Origin of the sequence: Paracrocinitomix mangrovi (assembly GCF_019740355.2) — a bacterium.
GTDB lineage: Bacteria > Bacteroidota > Bacteroidia > Flavobacteriales_D > Crocinitomicaceae > Paracrocinitomix > Paracrocinitomix mangrovi.
Window position 1 is genome coordinate 500,843 of sequence record NZ_CP091819.1, and the last position, 20,303, is coordinate 521,145.

Annotated in this window: 18 protein-coding genes; 7 read left to right on the top strand and 11 right to left on the bottom strand. The window is 33.7% G+C overall.

Going from position 1 to position 20,303, the window contains the following annotated elements; all coding sequences use genetic code 11:
- Positions 1–297 precede the first annotated feature (297 nt).
- Entirely contained in the window at positions 298–891 is a 594-nt protein-coding gene (locus K6119_RS02240; protein WP_221834005.1) for a DUF6134 family protein, read from the top strand.
- A gap of 1 nt (position 892) precedes the next feature.
- Here the strand turns inward: K6119_RS02240 and K6119_RS02245 are convergent, their stop codons facing one another.
- Positions 893–2,365 carry a T9SS type A sorting domain-containing protein gene (locus tag K6119_RS02245; protein WP_221834004.1) on the bottom strand — a complete coding sequence of 491 codons (1,473 nt, stop codon included), beginning with the start codon at positions 2,363–2,365 and terminating at the stop codon, positions 893–895.
- A gap of 321 nt (positions 2,366–2,686) precedes the next feature.
- On the opposite strand from K6119_RS02245, the gene K6119_RS02250 reads away from it, so the two are divergent.
- Together K6119_RS02250 and K6119_RS02255 are read left to right on the top strand one after the other, a co-directional pair.
- Positions 2,687–4,387 carry a multicopper oxidase domain-containing protein gene (locus K6119_RS02250; RefSeq protein WP_221834003.1) on the top strand — a complete coding sequence of 567 codons (1,701 nt, stop codon included), beginning with the start codon at positions 2,687–2,689 and terminating at the stop codon, positions 4,385–4,387.
- Between the two features lie 93 nt (positions 4,388–4,480).
- Positions 4,481–5,935 carry a T9SS type A sorting domain-containing protein gene (locus K6119_RS02255; RefSeq protein WP_221834002.1) on the top strand — a complete coding sequence of 485 codons (1,455 nt, stop codon included), beginning with the start codon at positions 4,481–4,483 and terminating at the stop codon, positions 5,933–5,935.
- Here K6119_RS02255 and K6119_RS02260 read toward each other — a convergent pair.
- From K6119_RS02260 to K6119_RS02280, 5 genes are all read right to left on the bottom strand, one after another.
- On the bottom strand, positions 5,932–7,107 hold the full coding sequence (locus K6119_RS02260) for a hypothetical protein (protein ID WP_221834001.1): 1,176 nt from the start codon (positions 7,105–7,107) through the stop codon (positions 5,932–5,934). The two genes, K6119_RS02255 and K6119_RS02260, sit on opposite strands and share 4 nt — an antisense overlap.
- A 121-nt stretch (positions 7,108–7,228) precedes the next feature.
- Positions 7,229–8,209 carry a putative porin gene (locus tag K6119_RS02265; protein WP_237828078.1) on the bottom strand — a complete coding sequence of 327 codons (981 nt, stop codon included), beginning with the start codon at positions 8,207–8,209 and terminating at the stop codon, positions 7,229–7,231.
- Positions 8,206–8,502 carry a hypothetical protein gene (locus tag K6119_RS02270; protein ID WP_221833998.1) on the bottom strand — a complete coding sequence of 99 codons (297 nt, stop codon included), beginning with the start codon at positions 8,500–8,502 and terminating at the stop codon, positions 8,206–8,208. Before K6119_RS02270 ends, K6119_RS02265 begins: the two co-directional genes overlap by 4 nt.
- Positions 8,503–8,673: 171 nt before the next feature.
- Positions 8,674–9,411: a hypothetical protein gene (locus K6119_RS02275; protein WP_221833997.1), complete on the bottom strand. Its 738-nt coding sequence runs from the start codon at positions 9,409–9,411 to the stop codon at positions 8,674–8,676.
- Positions 9,412–9,510: 99 nt separating this feature from the next.
- Complete coding sequence (locus tag K6119_RS02280) at positions 9,511–10,098, bottom strand: 2OG-Fe(II) oxygenase (RefSeq protein WP_221833995.1); 588 nt, start codon at positions 10,096–10,098, stop codon at positions 9,511–9,513.
- Between the two features lie 139 nt (positions 10,099–10,237).
- Between K6119_RS02280 and K6119_RS02285 the strand changes: the two genes are divergently transcribed.
- Positions 10,238–10,819: a DUF6134 family protein gene (locus tag K6119_RS02285; RefSeq protein WP_221833994.1), complete on the top strand. Its 582-nt coding sequence runs from the start codon at positions 10,238–10,240 to the stop codon at positions 10,817–10,819.
- A 50-nt stretch (positions 10,820–10,869) separates the two neighbouring features.
- Here K6119_RS02285 and K6119_RS02290 read toward each other — a convergent pair whose 3' ends face one another.
- Complete coding sequence (locus K6119_RS02290; protein WP_221833993.1) at positions 10,870–12,426, bottom strand: DUF2330 domain-containing protein; 1,557 nt, start codon at positions 12,424–12,426, stop codon at positions 10,870–10,872.
- A gap of 25 nt (positions 12,427–12,451) precedes the next feature.
- A complete protein-coding gene (locus K6119_RS02295) occupies positions 12,452–13,300 on the bottom strand; it encodes an RnfABCDGE type electron transport complex subunit D (protein WP_221833992.1) in 849 nt (282 codons plus the stop codon).
- 74 nt (positions 13,301–13,374) lie between these two features.
- Between K6119_RS02295 and K6119_RS02300 the strand changes: the two genes are divergently transcribed.
- Together K6119_RS02300 and K6119_RS02305 are read left to right on the top strand one after the other, a co-directional pair.
- Complete coding sequence (locus K6119_RS02300) at positions 13,375–14,619, top strand: SecDF P1 head subdomain-containing protein (RefSeq protein ID WP_221833991.1); 1,245 nt, start codon at positions 13,375–13,377, stop codon at positions 14,617–14,619.
- A gap of 112 nt (positions 14,620–14,731) precedes the next feature.
- A complete protein-coding gene (locus K6119_RS02305; RefSeq protein WP_221833990.1) occupies positions 14,732–16,015 on the top strand; it encodes an adenylate/guanylate cyclase domain-containing protein in 1,284 nt (427 codons plus the stop codon).
- A 45-nt stretch (positions 16,016–16,060) separates the two neighbouring features.
- On the opposite strand, the gene K6119_RS02310 is transcribed toward K6119_RS02305, so the two are convergent.
- Both K6119_RS02310 and K6119_RS02315 read right to left on the bottom strand, forming a co-directional pair.
- Positions 16,061–16,489, bottom strand: a complete 429-nt coding sequence (locus K6119_RS02310) for a hypothetical protein (protein WP_221833989.1) — start codon at positions 16,487–16,489, stop codon at positions 16,061–16,063.
- Positions 16,490–16,589: 100 nt separating this feature from the next.
- Positions 16,590–17,519 (bottom strand): alpha/beta hydrolase, encoded by a 930-nt coding sequence (locus K6119_RS02315; RefSeq protein ID WP_221833988.1) that lies wholly within the window; start codon positions 17,517–17,519, stop codon positions 16,590–16,592.
- Positions 17,520–17,648: 129 nt separating this feature from the next.
- Here K6119_RS02315 and K6119_RS02320 point away from each other — a divergent pair, with 129 nt between their 5' ends.
- On the top strand, positions 17,649–18,503 hold the full coding sequence (locus K6119_RS02320) for a DUF2911 domain-containing protein (RefSeq protein ID WP_221833987.1): 855 nt from the start codon (positions 17,649–17,651) through the stop codon (positions 18,501–18,503).
- A 50-nt stretch (positions 18,504–18,553) separates the two neighbouring features.
- Here the strand turns inward: K6119_RS02320 and K6119_RS02325 are convergent, their stop codons facing one another.
- Complete coding sequence (locus tag K6119_RS02325) at positions 18,554–20,233, bottom strand: sodium:solute symporter family protein (protein ID WP_221833986.1); 1,680 nt, start codon at positions 20,231–20,233, stop codon at positions 18,554–18,556.
- Positions 20,234–20,303 lie beyond the last annotated feature (70 nt).

Below are 20,303 nucleotides of genomic sequence, written 5' to 3' on the forward strand. Positions count from 1 at the left end.
TACATTGTATATCAGCAATTAAAAGTTCAGTTTTCATGGTAATTCCGGTAAATGATTAGGGATCTTATTGGTAATTTGAGATTCAAAAGAAACAATACCTACGAACCACTAATTCAAAATTGAGAATTAGCTTGATATCGTAAAGTTAGCTAATTAATTGATTAAAATGTCAAATTATCCACTCAAAAAATTTCACCTGACATTTATAATTAAGATGTTAATTGTCAATGTTAATCGTAGTTAAAGTCAGTTTTTTATCTAAATTGTTTGTATACTTTTCGGTTAAATATAAATAAAATGAAGGGTTTGTTTTTAGTGTTTTTGACATTTGTAGTCATTCAAAGTGGCTATGCAAAAACCTCTGAATATACCATTCTATCTAAGGAAAATGAATATTTAGGCACACTCAAAGTGAATAGTTCAAAGCAGGATGGTATTGAAGAAATATATGTAGAAAGTGAAATTACGATCAAGAAGATTTTTACCGTAATGGTATCCTATACTCTTCAAAGTAAATTCAAAGGAAAAAAATTACTTTCCAATGAAATAACCACATACATGAATAAAAAGGTTCATGAAAAAATGTCAACCTTCAAAAAGGAATCAAAATACATCTTTACCAAAAACACAAAACAAAAGGACGTCAAAGACTTCAATTTCTGTGAATCAATGATGTATTTCAACGAACCCATTGGAGTTTCAACACTATACTCAGAGTTTGATGGTGTATTTAAACCTACATCTTACATAGCCAAAGACAGTTGCTATGCTCTCACTAATCCAATCAATAAAAATGTAAGTAAATATTACTACAAGGATGGGATTTTAAGAAAAGCAATAGTCAAAAGTGCTTTAGCTACTTTGTATCTTTATTTAAAACTTGATAAGTAGTTTATTTTATGATGATTCGGTTTCTATTAATAGTTCCGCTTTCATCTATAAGTTCAACAACAAACAAGCCTAGATAAGCTGAAAGATCAATTACACTTTTATCAACATTGTTAAAGCTTTCTTTGTATACAACTTCACCCAAAGCATTGTAAATAACAACGTCAAACTTTTTGCTAATTGACCCTAAATCAATCGTAAACACTCCATTTGTAGGATTAGGATACATCTTAAAGTTATGCTCGTACTCTTCAGATAAACCCGAAATATCAATAGCAGTACATGCAGAAGTGTCTGTACATCCATTGGCTGTTATTTCAACTGCAAAATTCCCGGTGATTGCAGAAAAACTAACATTTGTTTCGCCTGAAATTTGAGCATAGGCATTGTCACAATCTAACCATTGATAAACTGCGGCACTTTCATTAGCTGTGATTGTCCCTCCAGTAACTGATACTGTGTTATCAAGACTATTAATAGTCAGGTCAATCGTCAAAATAGAATCACATCCCGCAGTATTGGTAATTGTGTCCTGATATGAACCGGTAGATGTCCATGTGTACAATCCACTTGGTGAAGTGTACTCAAAACAAGCTGTTTCAGTAATAGTAGCAAAAGTCTCTTCAATAGTTAAATCAATTGTAATAATAGAATCACATCCTGAGGTAGCCGGAATTGTGTCGTAATAAACTCCTGTGGTAGTATAGGTATAGTTTCCACTTGGCGATAAATAAGACGAGCATGCAACGGGTGTAATTGTAGAGGTTGATGGTAAACAATAACCTGTTACACTTATTTCATCAACTGAAAATGAAGGTTCTGAGGTAGAAAAAGTAACTTCATTTACAAATCTAAACCCGAATCTGATGTTTGCTTGTTGTGCAAATTCAGGTATTGAAACATTGGCTTGCGTCCATGTTCCATTTAGATTGTATTGTGGAGTAACATTCACTTTGGTCCAGCTAGTCCCACTATTTAAACTGTAATACAATTCACCATATGACTGAGCTCCACCGGTACACATCCAGTAAAATGAAAAATCAATTGAATCGTGCCCAACGGTACTAATATCATTGGACATTGCTGCGAAATTGTATTCATTAAATGTGCAAAATCCATCAGCAGCCATAAAGGAAGCATTTAAAATTCCGTTACCAACTGCAGCACCACTTAAAATATGCATATAATTACTGGTAGGATTGTTTTGAATTCCTGCAGGTTGAGTTGGTGTACCCGGAACTGTAAATCCAAATGGACCTAAACAAGTATTAACGGTTCCACTACCGCCAGTAAACACATTGTTTACAACCCAATAGTTGTTTCCCGAAGTACCTGAAGTTGAGCTGACATCAGCTGTGTTTAATGTAAATGAGTTTCCGGCCTCAAAATTCTCAGTGTAAACTACTGTTTGAGCGTACAATTCTGAGTTTAAGCCAATAACAACTAGTAAGGAAGGGATAAGTAAAATTTTTTTCATGCTAAGCGTTTAGTTTAGCTTCAAATTATTGAAAAAAAATGAATTAACCGCACTTGTGAATAAAATGAGATAAAGGTTTGTATACATATATGTAGTTTTGAGTGTGTTTTTACTTGTCCACAATCTTATTTATTAGGCTTAAATTATTTTCAGGTAATAATATTTGATCAAACAGCTTGAAATAAGAAAGTTAACAAATCTATTAGCTAAAATAAGCGAATCCCTTTGTTTATCATTGGTCTAGTATAATACTTAATTGGTCGAATAAATAAAATTTGAACCAATTGATTTTTAATTTTATAGCGTAAACACTAGTTACCTATGAAAAAATCTACACTACTTTTTGCGTTATTTGCAGCTCAACTATCATTTTCCCAAAACCCATTAAATATCCCACCACTTCTCAGTGGAAATTCAATGACGCTTACTTTACAAGAGGGAACAACTGATTTTTATAATGGCGTAACCACCAATACAATGGGAGCTAATGGCTCTTTGCTTGGTCCTACCCTGTTATTGAAAAAGGATTCTGCTGTTTCACTTGTTGTAGAGAATCAGTTGCAAGAATCTACTACCATTCATTGGCATGGACTACATGTTTCGGCTGAAAATGATGGAGGACCTCATAACATTATTGCTCCCGGAAGCAGTTGGAATCCACAATTTACTGTATTAGATAAGGCTGGTGTTTATTGGTACCATCCTCATTTGCACATGATGACAAATCAACATGTTTCAAAAGGAATTGCTGGGATGATAATCGTGCAAGATGCCGAAGAACAATCCTTAGGTTTGCCAAATGATTATGGGGTTGATGATTTTCCATTGGTGCTGCAGACCAAAGCATTTGACGGGACAGGGCAAATTGAAATAAACACCAATTTGGATACTTCTGTTATGGTAAATGGAACAGTTGATGCGGTGACAGACTTACCTGCTCAAGTGGTAAGAATGCGTATGCTAAATGGAGCATCTGAAAGAGTTATGGAAATTGGTTTTTCAGATAATAGATCTTTTGAATTAATAGGAACAGATGGAGGTTTATTAACAGCTCCTGTAACATTGACTAGATATCGCCTGGCACCTGGTCAAAGAATTGATATTTTGCTTGATTTAACTGGTGATGTGGGGCAGAATTTTCAATTAATGAGTTTTGCTTCTGAATTGCCTTCTGCTATTTACGGTGCTGCACAACCCGGTATGGGCCCTGGAGCAACATCTTCTTTAGTTGGATATACTTCAAATCCTTTAAATGGAGCAGATTATTCATTTTTAGACATTAATGTTGTTGCTCAAAATGGAAATCCTGTAACTACAATACCTTCAGCATTAGCTTCTTTTACTCCTTTACAAGAAGGTTCTGCAGATGTGAATAGAACGATCACTTTTACTTCTGCAGGAACTATGGGAGATTTAAATGGTCCATTTTTATTTAATGGTACTTCATTTGACATGAATGTAATTAACTACTACATACAGTTAGATGATATTGAGATTTGGACATTAGAAAATCAAACACCTATCTCCCATCCTTTTCATATCCATGATGTTCAGTTCTTTATATTAGATATTAATGGAAACCCTCCTCCTCCTGAATTACAGGGGTATCATGATGTGATATTGGTTCCCGGGGGAATGGGTAACGCAAGATTTATTGCATTATTCAATGATCATGAGAGTGATTCTTTACCATACATGTATCACTGTCATATGCTCACACATGAAGATGGTGGTATGATGGGCCAATTCATGGTAAATAGTATCGTAGAGAATATTGATGAAGAATCATCCAAAAATACAAGTAAAGCTTTTCCTAACCCTTCATCAAGTGGTGAATTTACTGTGGTTAGCGATTTGTTAATTCAACAATACAGTGTGTTTAGTGCAGATGGGAAATTAATTCAAGAAGAGAATATTGAGAATCTACAGCAATTAAACATCAAGCTGAACCAAAGTGGTATTTACATTTTGCAGATATCAGGTGATGGATGGACAGAACAACACAGATTGATTATTGATTAAAATTACCAGCTACTCAATAACTCAAACCGAATGATAATCTAAAGTTAATTTTTTAGTAGTTAATACATATGTTCGTATCAAATTTAATTGAATATGAAATCATTAGCAACATATGTGTTTATAATAAGCAGTATAATTTCTTTTGCGCAAACAACTTCAATTCCTGATTCAAATTTCGAGTCTGAACTGATCAATTTAGGTTTAGATTCAGGCACTCCAGATGGGATGGTGCTTACTGCAAGTATAGATACGGTTACATCCTTGAATGTAGAATTGTCTGGGATTTCTGATTTAACTGGTATTGAGGGTTTTACTGCTTTAATTGCATTAAATTGTGCCGCTAATAGTTTAACATCATTGGATATAAGTCAGAATTTAAATTTGAAGGAGCTTTATTGCCAGGCAAATAGCATTTCAAATATAGATTTGAGTAATAATATTTGGTTAGAACAAGTAAATATTGGAGGTTGTTCCTTAAGTGTTATAGATGTTTCTCAGAATGATTCAATAAGAACTCTAGATGTGTATGGTAATAATCTGAATACTATTGATATCAGCAATCTTACTAAATTATCGTTCTTAAGATGTTCATATAATAGCTTGAATAATTTAGATATTTCTCAAAATAACTTATTAGATACTCTTTATTGTGAAGGGAATAATTTAAATGCTTTGGACCTTAGTAACAACCCGTTATTAATTAACCTATACTGTTCATCAAACAACTTAAATGCATTAGACGTTACTAATCTTACTTTAGTACAATCAATTACTTGTTATGACAACAACATTGGCACGCTAGACTTAAGTAATGCTCCTCTACTAAATGCATTGTTTTGTTGGATCAATAATTTGAATTCTTTAGATGTGTCGAATAATCCAAATTTAGTTTATTTAGTTTGTTCAAGTAATAACATTAGTAGTTTGGATCTTTCAAATAATCCCCTTTTAGAAACTTTAAAATTTAATACCAACCAATTAACAACAATTGATTTAACACACAATCCTTCTTTGGAAATGTTAGAGTGTTTTGAAAACAATTTAACATCTTTAGATGTATCTCAAAATCCATTAGTTTGGGTAGTGAAATGTAATGATAACAACCTAAGTTGTTTAAATGTGAGCAATGGAAATAATAACAATATGTTTCATGGAGGGTTTGATTGTACAGGAAATCCATCTTTAAGTTGTATTGAAGTAGATAATTCTAACTATGCTTCCGCTAACTGGTTTAATATTGATATGACGGCGAGTTTTAGTAACGATTGTGCCAATGCTTGTTCTTCAGATGGCAGTACTAATGGATTTGATAGTGACGAATTTGAATTGGAGTTATATCCAAATCCAAGTGCAGATGGCCATTTCTATATTGAAAGTGATAAAGATATTTCCTCGATTACTATTCATACTTTGGATGGTCGTCTTTTATCAGAAAAACAAAGTGTCAACGGATTGAATACAGAAGTAATTTTAGCAGAAATTGGCATTTTTTTAATCAAAGTTTCTGGAGATAACTGGTCTAAACAATATAAAGTAATTGTAGATTAATAATTGAGCTTTCTGATATAGAAATCCTTATTAAAATTATCCGTTTCTGGAGAATCAGAACGGTAAATAGTAGTAATATAAGCATGAATAAATCGTATCAGATTGGCAAATCCAATAGTTTGCTTTTTCATTGACTTTGTATCGGGTTGTTTAAATTGTGATTTATAATAATAGCGCAGTAAGGAAATTGCTGTGTAAGACTCATGTCCAAACTCTATTTTATGAGTTGCATGAATCATTTTTGAATTAACAATCTGCTCAAAGAATCTAAAATCAAAACGTTCCTTTTTACCTGAGTTAGCGAACATTAAAATCGGAATTTGATAATCGGTTTTATGCTGTTGCATAATATCAAATAAGGTCGGCCATTTTTCTTTAACTTTAACTGAGTCATAGTATTCTAGCGTTGTTTCCATTGATACAAAGGCATCAAAACCTAAATCTTCATGCAACACTGAAAATCCGGATTGTGCTCCCCAACTGTGACCAATGTAAAATGAAGGGTTATCCCCTGCCACTTCTTGAATATACTTTGAAATAAACCTTGTGGCCGGATGGTCATAGTTCCAGTTATAAGGAGTTCCATAAACCTTTTCCTTTACTGGCCAATGAAAGTTGGATGAGATGAAAATAAAGCCATGCGAAGCAAAATATTCTGCCATGATAAAGTTTTCATCTGCCAACCCTTGTGCACCGTGATGATAAAATATTACAGGGAAAGAATCATTCTTTGAGAAAGCAACAGACTTACTTTTAGTAGTGATTTGCTTAATGATTTTTTGAACATCATACTCCGATTTACTTCCGTAATCAATGGGTTGATAGGTGTCAAAATCATTGGCGATATTGTACCATGCAAATGATGAATCCATGTGAGTTGTTAAGGCTTTGTAAACTTCTGATAAAGGGTTTTCCAATGAGCGATTTCTCAATTCATCATAGGTCAAGTAAGGGGTTTTAGAACCTTCATTGACAGGATGCCAAATACTAATAAAGAACGGGGTGCCGCCATTATAACCAAACCCTTCATAGTTGTGATTATTGTCAATTAGTACAGTATCATCAAATCCTATCTGGTAAGGTCCAAATTCTAGGTTTTCGTAAATATTATTCTGTGCCTTACCTTGAGTTAAAACAAGGAAAGCAAATACAAGGGGTAGTAGCTTTAACATATTTGTTTAATTGCCTTTATAATAAGCAGATATAAAGATGTTACAAAATTTTGAATCACAAGTAAAAAGACACCTTATTCAATAAATAAGATGTCTTTTGTTTTACTTTGGGTGATTGTGTTTATTTAAACTTAAATACTGAAAATGGAATACCTACTACCACATTAATTCCGAATTTTTTATTCCAAATGGTTTTGTATGGTATACCTTGATATAAATCAGACCATTGAAATAATAAGCTAGCTAATATATCTGGTCTATTCATCTCTTCAGTTGTTGTAGGCACATGGAACGTTGGCCCAAATGTTAGATCATATCTTGGGGTTTTATTCTGTCTAAATTTTGCAACTGTTGAAACAATTAGTCCAATTGAAGGGAGGCCTTCTTTTTTAAATCTGATTGGCCGAGTAAAGAAATCGAATTGCATCTTGCCTAGATTGGCATTCGAAATTGATCTTCCAAAATAGACTTCTTCTGAAGAAGTAACTGTTATTGATTTACCTGAAGTGTCAACACCAACGGCTACAACTGTATTTAATTGACTCAAATCTAAATCCCCTTCCCAGTTAGAAGTTCTGTAATATCCTCCACTTATCGAAATGAATAAATCTTCAGTTATTCCATAGGTAATCCCCCCATTCATCCCGAAAAGATGTTCAGTCTCTTTGTTAGTTCGATATACATTTGATGCGATTGAAGTATCATTGAAAGCGAAAGTGTTTCTAGTATTTTCATATCCTATTCGTGCAAATGGATAAACATAGCCTCCCTTATCTAGTTCAAATTCAAAGCCATATAATATGGATCCGTCAAATCCTGGTGCGTACCCTCCTTTACTAAATAATTTAGAGACACTTTTAGACATTGAATAACCAAGATCTACTTCAAAAATATGATTGTTTGCAATTGGTTTTTTACTGTTTTTAGCTTCCCAATCTTCGTTAATTGTTAATGAAAACCTACTGTCATTAACATTATAATCAAGCTTTGATCCCATGTCCCAAATAAGACCCGATTTTTCGGAAAATTTATTCAAAAAATTCTGACCAATTGAAAATGTCCCAATTGACATTAGTATTAAACTAAAAATTATATTTTTCATGACAATGGTGGATTAAAATCAGATAAGCTAAAATCAACATTTCCCTTTTCTGCTCTAGAGGCTGATTTGATCAAACCAGGCACTTTTTTTGTAGTTTCATTTATCGTGATATCAATTTGAAATTGAGCATATTTGGACCCTTTAATGACATAATCCAAGGAAATATTATCATCATCCATTTCTATTTCTTTTGTTTCTTCTCCAGGTCCTCTAAAATGAAAAACTTCAGTTTCTACTATAATACCAGCTTTTCTAAATCCCCCTTTCATTTCTATTTTTACATTTTTTTTCATCCGTTTAGATTTTGTTAATGAGTAGTAAATCAATTAGGTGCAAAGATGTATGTTTCAAATTAATTGATCCAGAGGGGTTTCCCCCAAATGTACGCAGGGATATTCCTGTAAATGAATTAAGTAGTAACCGAAATAATGGTTAGAAAGTACTGTATGAATAGGCGTTTTGGTCTACTTGACAGGTTTTTTCCAGATAGAAAAATCTAATTTTAAGGGAGCTCTATAGCCACATGCGATTAAATGTTTGCCACTTCTGTAATATCTACCATTTTCATAGGTAGTAATTCCTCTTTCAATAAAGAATTGATTGATGGCTGAATTTCTTGCTCCGGCATATTTTGCCCAACTGTCTGTTATTTCAAATTTACTCAAAGAGGTATCAACATAACAGGCATCATCATCAATAGTAAAAGGAAGCATTCTACTTTGGGCGTATGATCTTATAAAAGCTAATGTCTTTTCGTCCCTTAATCCATCAATTCCCGGATAATTTACAGGAAACAATCTGATGAAATTTTCATAAACCCTTGGGTTGGACATGAATGACACACCCACAGCTTGTCTGATTGGAAATAAGATACCTGCTTTTTTGCGTGCATACCATCTTCCCATTTTCCAAATTACATTCCCTTCATATAAATGATGTTTCAAAGCAATTCCAAACTGAATTACTAGCACTTTCTTTTTGCAGAAAGGAGTCATTTCTTTGGATGTATGGTAAAAGGATACACAAAGCACTATTTCCTTTTCTTTTAACAATACAATATCAAAATCAGCTTCTGTAGATACCCTCCAGTTTAGAAATTCTTGTTTAGTGTCTTCACCATAGTGAATGGCTATTAAATCGGCTATTTGGCTCTTTTCTTCAGCCAATAAAGTACCACTATTTCTTAGGATGTATTTTGACATTTAAATGTAGAGATAACAATGCCTTAATGTAGTTAATAAATTGATGTGAAATTAAAAAAATGACCTCAAAGACTTCTTTAATTAAAACGATTTAAAAAGCTAAAGTGTCTTCAGCCATCCCGTTAAACTTTTACGCTGGAAGTTTGACTGCAAAACTTCATGTTCAATATCGCTTGAAAAGAAAACTAATCTTCCCGGAATTGGATCAATTTTATGATCTCCATTTTTGTAAATCATCAATTCTCCCCCATTTCCTTCGATCCATTCATCATTTAAGTAGAGAACCATTGAGAATTTTCTTCGATCATCAGCATTGAACTGGTCTACATGACGTTGATAAAACGTTCCGGGTTCGTAGACTGCATAATGGAATTCGTGTGAATTTATCCCCGCATAACAAGTACGATTCAAATATTGAATAAATCCCTCAATCTTAGCAAAAAATGAAAGTTCAGCCGGAATCTCAGTATTTACATTTAGCCAATGAATTTTATCTGACCTAATAGAAGCTACTTTGGTTAAATTGAATTTATCACCAATACCTGCATGACGAAAGTTATCATTGTTGTATCTGGATAACAACGCTTTTCGAAGTCCTAGCTGCTCTTCGTCAGAGAACCAGCCGTCTACGGATCCAAAACCTTTTTCCAAAAGAATTTGAATCAATTGCTCATACTGTTGCTCCATTTTGATTTACTATATGTAAACCACGGATGGCATGCTTAATTTAGTTTGCTAAACTAATGAAATTGTGATTAGATTTAACTGTTTTCAGATTTTTGGAATAATTTCTGTAAATGGTATTTCAAAACCAATCCACAATACAATGAAAAAATTGATCCTTTTATTATCAATTTGTACGTTATCAGTAAGTTATGCTGCTTTTACAGATTTCAATATGTTTGATCACAGAAACAGATTAATTGGAATTTTGACAGTTGAACATACAGAGAAAGATAGTATTGCCAGTGTTCAAATCAAAAGTGAATTTTTTATCAGGAAATGGCCTAAAAAATGGAACGTCTCTGAAGATCTTAATAGTATTTACCATAACGGAAAGCTACATAAATCAGATTTGATGATCTATAAAAATGGGCAAATGGAGAAATCTGTCAGTACTTTTAAGAAAGGAGCTCAATATGCCTTCAATAAAAATGGAATCCCTAGAAATATTGATCCTGTTGGTTTTACAGAAAGCATGCTATTTATAAAGGAGCCCAAAGGTGTAACAGAAGTTTATTCAGAACATGATGGACTGAAGTATCCACTTAGTTTAGAAGGGGAAGGACTTTATCAGATGAAAGAAACCATAATGGGCAAAATATATGAGTTTGAATATGAAGATGGTAAACTCATGAAGGCTACCTTGTTTTATAAATTGTTGCAAATATATATTAGAAGAAAATAAAAAGGGTGCCTCATTACAAGACACCCCGGTTTATATGATACATGAAAAACTTATGCGTTTGCTGTAGTTGTTTTAAACTGATACTCTTCTTTTCTATTCATCCTAAAGAATACTATTAATAACATCAATCCGAATACTGAAGCCAAGACTCCGATTTTTATCCCTTGATTTGGATCATTTCCATCTACCGGGAATACAGGGAATGAGTAATGCTTTTCCGGTTCGCTTACTTTGTATAATAAAGAAGGATCATCTAGTTTCTTATAATACTCAGTTACATACTCTTTGTATTGTGTAGTATTCCATGAAGTCAAGGCATGAAGATTCTCTAATTCATTGGCTCTTCTCTTTACAACCCTTGCACAATATTCCTGACCGGCATCACACTTTAAATCAGATTGTACAGTATTGTGTAAGATGTATCTCCCTTGAAAATGCTCTTTATTTGGAGTTACCTGGAACAATAAATCTTGAGGATGTGTTTCTCTAGAATACCTTACATGCAGTCTGGTGAAAAACACATTATTAGCAGCTTGGTTGTTACTGTTAACAGCCCAATCTACACCAGCTTGTTTAAAGTCTGAAAAAATTGGTGGAGGTCCAACGCAAGGATCACATTTAACTCCCGAAAACTGAGGACTTACATTCCATGCATATTCTAGAAAGATTGCTTCCTTATCTTCTTTAGCGTGTGCCTTCTCAAATAAATCCACATAAAATTTCCCGAATTTTTCTCTTACAAAAGTTGGAACTTCTTGGTTTGTAGGGATTTTAGTAGTTCTGTAATTAGTGCACTCTACTCTACCTTGCTTAGTAAATGCATAAACAATCATGTCTTGCTCACCATTTGAATTGGCCATACCAAGTCTGATAGGCAACATAAATTTATCCGACTCATAAGTGATCTGTAATGGTCTAAGATTCTTAACATTATCAGTACCTACGCCGTCAATGTACTTTTTCACATTCCCCATTCCAGACATTTCATCCAGTTTTTCTGCATTTACCTTTACAACAAAGAATTTCATGTTGTTTTTAATATAAGGTTCCAACACTTCATCAGCTGTTTGAGGGATTTTGTATCCATTATCAATCAACCACTCTTTTAAACCGGTAGATTCTTTGGCAGACAAGATTAAAACATCATACTCCTCTACCTGGTATTGCGCTTCAATTTTCACTTTGTAGTCTTTGGAAACACTACTTGTTGCACCTGATAAATTATCAACTGACATGGTTGGAGCCATATCCATCAGACTGTAAATTCTATCTTCAGCAGTATAGCAAGGATCTGTGTCATAATATTCCACCAATCGTGGTCCTGAATAAGCATCTAACTTTCCAAACAAAGCAGATGGTACTACTCTGATATCTTCTCTTTTTAAAACAGAAGGTACCGGAACTACCATGGCAAAGTCTTTTACATCACCTTGAAAGTCGTTAGACATTGTAACAGTTGTTTTGTTACCATCTCTCACTAAAATTACCTGTGAGGTTTTATTAAACAATTTCGCATCAGCTTTTGCTACATAGAATCCGCAAAAACCAAAACCACTTGCAGCAGTAGCTGTCAACAGTAGCGACAATAGAATTTTTCTGATTTTCATATTTTAATTTTTAATAGTCGATAGTTTATTTAGCCAGCCATTCAAATTTGCCGGCAGGTAAAATTTTATCAAAGAATACCGTTATGGGAGTCATGAAAAACAGTACCCAAATTGGAGCGGTATAGATTTGTACATAGTTTCCAAGAATAAAAGTGGCTGTAGCCAAGATTATAGACCAAAACACTCTTGCTTTTCTTGAGTTTGGAATGGTCATAGGATCTGTGATCATGAAAAAGGTGAATAGCAATAAAGTACCACTTGAAAACTTATGATACAATACATCCATCTCCCAGCCTTGATATAAAACAGTTCTGCTGTATTCTAACAAAAACAAGGTTCCTATAAATACTAATGAAGTTTCAAGACGTCCTATTTTCATCAACACAATACCTCCTAAAACAGTAAGACAAAACAAGAAAATAGCACTGCTTCCCCATTGTCCCGGAGAAATCCATGCATCCCCTAAAACAGCAATACTGAAAATAATTCCAAAATTGGCCGGATTAAATAGATGCTTATCCTTTATTCTTAAAATGAATTTGCTTGAAATAGCGACAACAGCAGCTACTACTAATGTTAGTAAGGAGGATGACTTTAAAATAAGACACAAGCCCAGTGCAGTTATTAAAGCGCTTTTCAATCCACTCATGTTTTTCTTATGCAGTTTCAACCACAAAAATTGAGTAACTAAGCTACTTCCTATTACGGCAGTTAACTGTAAAGCGGATATCTCCCAGTTTAAAGCAAGAATTCCATAGGTTAAAAATGTGGATAGATAAATGATTTGAAAATGACGGGCATCCTTCAAGAGATTGGAAAGCCAACTGTTTTCTTTTATCAATGAGAATTGAATTGCACTGCTGTTATTCATCATAATTCAAAGCTTAATTTTGGGTCTGTACAGCAAACTTTTAAAAAGGTTCAAAATGATTTTATTATTTTTAAATCATGAGACCTTTAACCCTATTCATACTACTGTTTACAACAGTGTTTATTTCCTGTAATTCTGTAGAAAAAAGAGATTTCAATTATGAATCTGAAGGCGGCACACAGTATATCTGCAAGCTAGATGAAATTAATTTTTTGAGTGAATTACTTAATAATTACAGCGATCCGGATTACAGAAACTTCATTAAGCAAGCAAAAGAAATAGATAATAGTAAAGGATTTTTTGATGTCTTTTTTGAACAAGCAAATGAATCAGATTACAAGGCTGCAGAAAACTTTTCTAGAACCAGGCCAGATATATTCTCCAAAGAAATGTCCAATAGTGATGTTAAGGGAGTTATTATTGATCAATTTCGATTAAGGTTGCAGGAAAGTATTGAATTTTTGATTCTCTATTTTGAAAAAGAGTTTGAGGCAATTAACATCTACCTTAATGATGATCTAATGATCTGTATTGAGATTCCGAAAAATGCCAAATCAAGGGAGGTGATTATTGAAAGCCTTTTGAACAATCAACAAAAACTTGAATTTTTGTACGTGGTCTATTCGGTAGAGGAAATTGAAAAGGTTTATAATTACGAAAGAAGTTTAGCTAATAGTGGGAATTTAGATGCCGTAGAAGTAGAAAGCGAGAATGACTTATTAAAACCCTTTGATTATAATCCAATAATTGAAATTGAAGGTGATGGAAAGTTTCAACCCTCTTTGAATAATTCAGGAACTTATTTTGCTAATACAGAGTATTTGGGATTCTGTAAAATAAAGGATACGGCTGCCTTATCTTTAATTTTGAAAGACTTAAATGATAATGAAGAAAGACGATATGTTTGGTCAAGTTCACCCGTATATGATAGCAATGGTGAGAATTCTGAAAAAATGACACTTTATTATCTTGAAAAGCCTTTACATGCAGAAGTAAATAACCAATTAATAGAGACTAAGCATATTGAAAATGTAGAGGTTAAAGAAGATTATTATAACATCAATGAATACACCATTGAAATTCAGTTTACAGAAGAAGGATCTGAAGTATGGAGCAATTTAACTGGCGCTTTAATCGGTCAACCTTTGGCGATAGTTTTCAATAACAAAGTTTTAAGCGCACCCATTGTTCAGGATAGAATGTGGGATAGATGCAGTATCTATGGAGGGTTTGATAAAGTAACTGCTGATGAACTTGCCGGTTTGTTGAAAGGGTCTATTTCTACAAATGGATTAAGTATTGTTAAAAAGAACCGGGATTAAGTTACTCCTCCTGCAATTCAGTGAATCTATCGATTCGTTGATAAGTCTTGATAAAAAATCAAGAGTGGTCAAGCATATTTTTCCTTATTTTAAGGAGAGAAAACCTTAACCAATGTTGATTCGATCACTTTTTATATTCATTTACACCTTCTCATCATTCTTTTTATGGTCTCAGACAACTCATCAACTATTTAAAGAAGGTATTGAGTATAGAGATCAGGGTAAGAAGAATAAAGCAATAAATGCTTTTGAGGAAGCCTTAGAATTAGCTGAATCTTCAAGAAATAAAAAGATGCAAATGAGCATCCATCTTGAGTTAGCCGATTTAAAAGATAATATGATTACCTATAAAGAGGCTTTGGAACATTATAAAGCATTCTCAGATCTGTATCATCAACAATTAGTAAGTGAAAAAGAACAATTAGCAGACTCTGTTACAACTCTTGAAACTGAAGTTGCTGAGGGCGTTGAAACCATGCAAAAAATGGATCAGGAAATTGATTCACTTACTACGGAACAACTGCAGTCAGAATTAGCAATAAAGGATTTGGAGTTAGATAATCAAAAAAAGCAATTGGAAATACAGGAATCAGAGAATCGTAGAAACGTCCTATTACTTGTGATAGGTATGGTGGTGATCATTCTTTTGTTTTTTGGATTGGGATACCTACGCAAGAGAAATACTAATAAAACACTAAGAAACAAGAATTATCAAATTGCCAAGGAGAAAGAAAAGTCTGAAGAGTTATTGTTGAATATTCTACCTAAATCGGTTGCTGATGAATTGAAAGAGTTTGGAAGAACTACTTCTAGAAAATATGAAAATGCAAGTATCATGTTTACAGATTTTAAAGGATTTACTAAGTTTTCTGAACAATATAGTCCTGAAGATTTAGTGCATGAATTAGATTCTTATTTTACAGCATTTGATGAAATACTACATAAACATGGTATTGAAAAGATAAAAACAATTGGAGATGCTTATATGTGTGTTTCAGGAGTTCCTGAAAATGATGAAGAACATGCGCATCATATGATTCGAGCAGCTTTTGAATTAAGAGATTTTGTGAATCAGAAAGCAATTGAACTTAAAGCTGAAGGAAAACCACATCTTGAGATGAGAATAGGGATACATACCGGGCCTTTGGTGGCAGGAGTTGTAGGTTCTAAAAAGTTTGCATTTGATGTTTGGGGAGATGCCGTAAATGTTGCTGCAAGGATGGAACAAAGTGGAGCTCCGGGAACTATTAATATCTCTGAAGACGTATATCAATTAGTTAAAGAAGACTTTGTGTTTGAGTTTAGAGGTGAAATTGAAGCTAAGAATAAGGGTAAATTAAAAATGTACTTTGTGGAGGGTCCTGCAGGAGCTTCTACCGCAAACAAAAGCGCATAAAAAAAGCAGGACTTCTGCCCTGCTCTTCTTTATAATAATTTCAATTTATTGAACCTGGATAATATCACATCCACCGCCAACTGCTTCCCATGTTCCAGAAAAAACAGGATTGTCATTTTGATCTTTAAATTGCCATGTGTACGACTTTTCAGTCAACTTATTCAAGTTTTTAGTAACAGTGATTTTAGCAACATCACCACAGTCAGGAGCAATTACTTCATACGTTTCAACCGGATGAGTTACTGCTAAAACCTCACCTACATATACTTTAAAATCAGTAACACCAGCTTGCTCTTTTTGAATGGAAGTTTGCTGATTATACCAAAATGTAACAGTACTTTCGTAAGTACATTCTCCGTTGTCTTTAGTTGCCTCTTCACTATAGTTGCTAGCGTTCACATCTGTACAACCTTTTTTGTTGCATGATGCTAAAACAAGTCCGGCAGCAACAATCATTAATAGATTCTTTTTCATCTTTATTAAGTTTGGGTTCCTCATTGTAATCCTCATTATACAATATGGAATTATGTTTCTAATAAACTAGTACAAAGTATATTACGAGGGAATGACGAATTTAGTTTGCATTTAGTACAAAATGCTTCACAAAAAACATGGTTTGTTGCATGCATGAGTAACAATCAAGAAATCCAAAATGATCCTGACCATCCAGCTTAATAAGTTCGTTTTTAATCCCTAATTCTGTTGCTCTTGGGTGAATTAAACCCGATCCTTGAGTAGTTATTTTAGTGGTACCAACTAAACCTTCATTAAAGGGCACTATATCGTCCTTGTCGCCATGAATACTTACCAATGGTGGTTCGTTTTTATCTAGTAATTCAATGTTGAATAAAGATCCTGCAATATTGATTACGCCTTTTATTTTATCAGAATAACCTTTGTTTCCGCTTTTACCTTCCATTCCGCCTTGTTTGTAAACATACTCCATCAGTTTATTGCCTCCCATTTTTAGTATGTCATTAGCATTATTGGCATAGGCATAGTGTAAGCTGGTGATAGCTCCTGCCGAATATCCTCCAATTACAATATTGTTGGTATCAATTTTATATTGATTTTGTGAAGCTGCATCTTTATAGAAATAACGGACACAAGCTTTCATATCATGCACAGCATCAATAACCGCCTTTTTGGCTACAAAAAATGAATCATCCTCAACATCTATTAATCTGTAATTCATAGATACTGCTACATATCCAGCTTTGGCTATTTCTTGACATTCATTACTGAATCCTGACTTGTCTCCCACAAAGAAGTAGCCTCCGTGAGCTAGAATAATTATAGGTCTATTACTGGCAGTATCGCCTTTTGGTAGATAAATGTCCATGGTTAACTCTTGGTTAAAGCCGGATTGCGTTTTGTTTTTGCCGTATTTGACATTCTCAATAACTTCAACTTCATCAAACACAGGACTTACATATCTTTCTTTTTGGGCAATTGAAAACTGAGACAAAAAGAGCAATACAACTAACATTAAAGTACTTTTCATAAGCTAATTCTTGGGTAAATAAAAAATGCCGTTTATCAAAAGTAAAATTGTTGTAAGGAATTTTGTACTTATACTTACTAACTTAAGTTAAAAAACAACAATTAACAATAACATCTAAACCTTAATTAAATGAAGAAAATATTTGTATCTCTTTTATTAACAGGAGTTTTAAGTTTCTCAGTTAAAGCTCAAGTTAAAACCCCACAACCAAGTCCTACATGTGAAATTGAACAAACAGTTGGCTTAACAAATTTTGAAATAGAGTATTCAAGACCAGGTGCTAAAGGAAGAACTGTTTTTGGTGATTTAGTTCCTTATGGAAAAATCTGGAGAACCGGTGCAAACAAAGCAACTCAGTTTGAAGTTAATACTGATGTAAAAGTGAATGGTAAAGAATTGAAGGCAGGTAAATATGCCATCTTTACTAAGCCAGGAAAAGATAGCTGGGACGTTTACTGGTACAATGAAACAGAGATTTGGGGAACACCTGATAGTTGGGTTGATTCTTTAGTTGCATGTAGCGTAAATGTTAAGCCTCAGTCTTTAAACGATATGGTTGAATCTTTTACAATTGCTTGGGAAGATGTAAGTAATGGAGCGTATGGAACTTTAGCTATTTCATGGGAAAAGACTAAAATTTCATTAAAAATCGAAGTTCCTACTGAAGATTTAGCTATGAAGAGTATTGAGCAAACTATGGCTGGACCTTCTGCTAATGACTATTACCGTGCAGCGAGCTACTATTTAGAAATTGGAAAAGAGCTTGATCAAGCAAGAACTTGGATTACAAAGGCTTGTGAGATGAAAGGAACTGAGCCTTTTTGGTATTGGAGAAAGAAGTCATTAATTGAAGCTAAATTAGGAATGTATGCAGATGCTATTAAATCTGCTCAAACTTCTTTAGAAAGCGCTAAAAAAGCAGGTAATGATGACTATGTTAAAATGAATACAGAGTCTATTGCTGAGTGGGAAAAGAAAAAATAATTCCTTTTTAAATATTTTTAAAGCCTGTTTCAATTTGAGACAGGCTTTTTTTATGTTTTTTCCTTTTGCGGCACTAGCATTTCAATCGTTATTCCAGCCAATACAACAATAAATGATCCAATGATGTTGTATAGTAAATAGCTCAAATCAACCATTCCCTGGACCGTCAAATAATGCAATATCAATACACTGGATTGTCCAATTAAGGCAGCAATAAATGCAGATCTAGCTTTCACAAACTTGATAAAAAACGCCAGTAAAAAGACACCTAAAATGGTTCCGTAAAACAATGACCCAATGATGTTTACTAACTCTATCAAATTATCAAATAATCCCGCAACAAGAGCTACAACAATGGCTAGTATCCCCCATCCCACAGTCAATAATTTACTGACTCTAACATCCTTTTTATCATCATCAGATTTTGAGAAAAACTTTTTGTAATAATCAATGGTGGTTGTTGATGCTAAAGCATTCAATTCACCTGCTGTTGAAGACATGGCGGCTGAAAATATCACAGCTAACAATAAACCAATTAATCCTACCGGCATATAATCCAACACAAATGAGAGGAAGATAAAATCATTGTCTTCTTTTTCATAGTTCTCATCTAATGTTTTAAGCCTGTCTTTGTATTCACTACGAATATCAACTAATTCTTTTTCAAAAGATGCAGCCGATTTTAACTGTGCTTCATCACCAGATAAATATTGATCTAATGCATTTTGTTTTGCAATAAACACTTCATTGTACTGTTGATCAATCATTCTCAAAGAATCATCATCATTGGCCGTTATTTTGGTGGTAGAAGCATTAAATATTACAGGCGGTTTATTGAATTGAAAGCTTACAAACAACATTACTCCAACCAGTAATATGAAAAATTGCATAGGGATTTTAACCAATCCGTTGAACATTAGTCCAATTCTAGAAGCTTTTAAACTCTTTCCTCCGAGATATCTTTGCACCTGCGATTGATCTGTTCCAAAGTATGAAAGAAACAGGAAAATAGCTCCTGTGAAACCTGATAGCAAGGTATACTTTTCAGTAATATCAGTTGAAGTATTGATGATTTGCATTTTATTCATTGCGCCAGCAATATCTAAACCTTCACTGAATCCAACATTGTCGGGGAAACTGTCTAGAATGAAATAAAACGCAATGAACATCCCAATCATTATTATGGCCATTTGCCATTTTTGGGTGAGCGAAACAGCCCTACTTCCTCCAGACACTGTGTAAACAATCACCAGTGTTCCTATCAAAATACAGGTTAATTGAAGATTCCATCCCAATAATGAAGTTAGAATAATAGCCGGGGCGTAAATTGTAAGTCCGGCAGCTAATCCTCTTGAAACAAGAAATAAAAAGGCAGTTAATGAACGAACTTTAACATCAAATCTTTGCTCTAAATACTGATACGCCGTAAATACTTTTAGTTTGTAATAAATCGGTAAAATGAAAACCGAAATAATGATCATAGCTATTGGTAATCCGAAATAAAATTGGACAAATCCCATTCCGCTTTCATAAGCTTGCCCCGGAGTAGATAAAAAAGTAATGGCTGAAGCTTGAGTTGCCATAACGGACAATCCAATAGTGGCCCAGCTATCGGTATTATTTCCTTTTAAATAACCTTCAAGATTGCTGTTTTTACGTGTTTTATAAACTCCGTAAATTACGATAATGGCAAGCGTACCGAATAATATACCCCAATCTATCCAGCTCATTATTGATAATGATTACTGATCCAATTGTATAAAAGGATCTGAAGAAACAAGAAAAGCACCAATCCTAAGT